Here is a 1,604-nt window from a genome sequence, read left to right as displayed (position 1 = left end):
CTTTCATACCAAGCTTGTGTTCGTTCGTGGAGAGCTTTGTTGTAAACTAATCTTACACAGCCCAAAGTGCGCCGCAATAGCGACTCTTGTTCGGGTGTGGGGTAAAATCGAAACGAATAGGCTTTTTCCATACCTCACATTTAAGCATATATTTCGTAAATGTGCTAATATTTAACAGTAAAGCCGTCGTAGAACGACGGGGTTTCAGACCCAAAATTTTCGATGATATAGCACTACGCGATTACATTAGAAAACGGGTTTCTTTGAGAAACCCGTTTTCTGGAGATGAAAAACATAGATAAAACCCTATAAAATCGATAAGAAGCAATAATTGACAAAATAGGGGTGGTGTGATATGCTTTTTGGTAAAATTTCTAGGCTCTTCGGTTTGTGTTATGCAATGGACGGGGATTATAAGGGATGGAACCCTTATATAGAAAGACATTTAGCGATTTTTGTCAATTGTTTTTTATCTAGAGCGAACTAATCAATTAAGTCTCTTGCCAGATAAGGATTTAGTCGATTTATGCCCCCCTATCGAACCATAACAAGTAACGAAGAGCCAATTTCTACAAAATTGTCAATGAACACCACAACTATCCTCAAATCCCTGTCTGGTGTCGGTGTTGTCTTCGCCAGCACAGTTAGCGCGATCACCATGGTGGCCACCCTCCCCGCCAGCGCCGCCACCTTTACCTTTACCGGAAGTGGCGGTAATATCCCTGATGACAACACCACTGGTTTTAGTAGCACTATTACCGTTCCCACCAGTTCCAACTTTTTGATCACCGATGTCACTGTCACCCTCACGGGACTGCAGCACAACTCTCTAGGCCAGGTGCGTGCCGCCCTCACCTACGTCCCAACCAACACGACAGTAGCCCTATTCAACCGGGTTGGGCGCATTGTTCCCCCTGCTACTGCGACTGGCGATAACAGCAACTTCAACGGCAACTACAGCTTTAACGATGCCTTTACCGGCGACATCTGGACGGTAGCGGCTTCTGGGGGTAATCTTTTTAACGTCGCCAGCGGCAACTACTTCGCCACTGGTGGGAACAGTAGCACCAAGGTTCCCATGCTCGCTTCCCTAGGCGGACAAGAGTCCAGCGGCGTCTGGCGGCTGACCATTGCCGATACTGTCGCTGGTACTACTGGCTCTTTCACTTCTTGGACGCTAAATTTGCAAGGTACCCCCATTCCTGAGCCAAGTTCTAGCTTAGGTTTGCTGGCTTTAGGCTTACTGGGAGCGAGAGCGGCACTTGAGCGCCATTTGAATGGGAAAGATTAGCATAGAAAACGGGTTTCTTTGAGAAACCCGTTTTCTGGATTATGCTTATTTCCTCCCGACCGGGCTGAAGCGGGAATCAAAACTATCTCAATGGAGCGAGATGAATCGCGACCAGAATAAAACTAACGCGGTAGCGTTTCCACTTTCGGGGAGTTTTGGTTCTCGACGTATTTTTGGCTCTTCGTTACTTGTTATGGTTCGATAGGGGGGCATAAATCGACTAAATCCTTATCTGGCAAGAGACTTAATTGATTAGTTCGCTCTAGATAAAAAACAATTGACAAAAATCGCTAAATGCCTTTCTCTATAAGGG

General features: G+C 46.1%; 2 protein-coding genes. One reads left to right on the top strand and one right to left on the bottom strand.

Annotation, left to right across the window (positions count from 1 at the left end; genetic code table 11):
* On the bottom strand, positions 1–131 hold a 131-nt coding region (locus O9332_RS04485), incomplete at its 3' end, for a helix-turn-helix domain-containing protein (RefSeq protein WP_272079660.1).
* A gap of 395 nt (positions 132–526) precedes the next feature.
* Here O9332_RS04485 and O9332_RS04480 point away from each other — a divergent pair.
* Complete coding sequence (locus O9332_RS04480) at positions 527–1,291, top strand: proprotein convertase P-domain-containing protein (protein ID WP_288023874.1); 765 nt, start codon at positions 527–529, stop codon at positions 1,289–1,291.
* Positions 1,292–1,604 lie beyond the last annotated feature (313 nt).

The organism is Microcystis sp. LE19-10.1B (assembly GCF_027530565.1).
Taxonomy (GTDB): Bacteria; Cyanobacteriota; Cyanobacteriia; order Cyanobacteriales; family Microcystaceae; genus Microcystis; species Microcystis aeruginosa.
This window is presented reverse-complemented; position numbering and strand designations above follow the sequence as displayed.

Excerpts from the sequence above, each read along its gene's own strand:
- O9332_RS04480 (WP_288023874.1), top strand. The coding sequence starts at position 527 with ATGCCCCCCTATCGAACCATAACAAGTAACGAAGAGCCAATTTCTACA.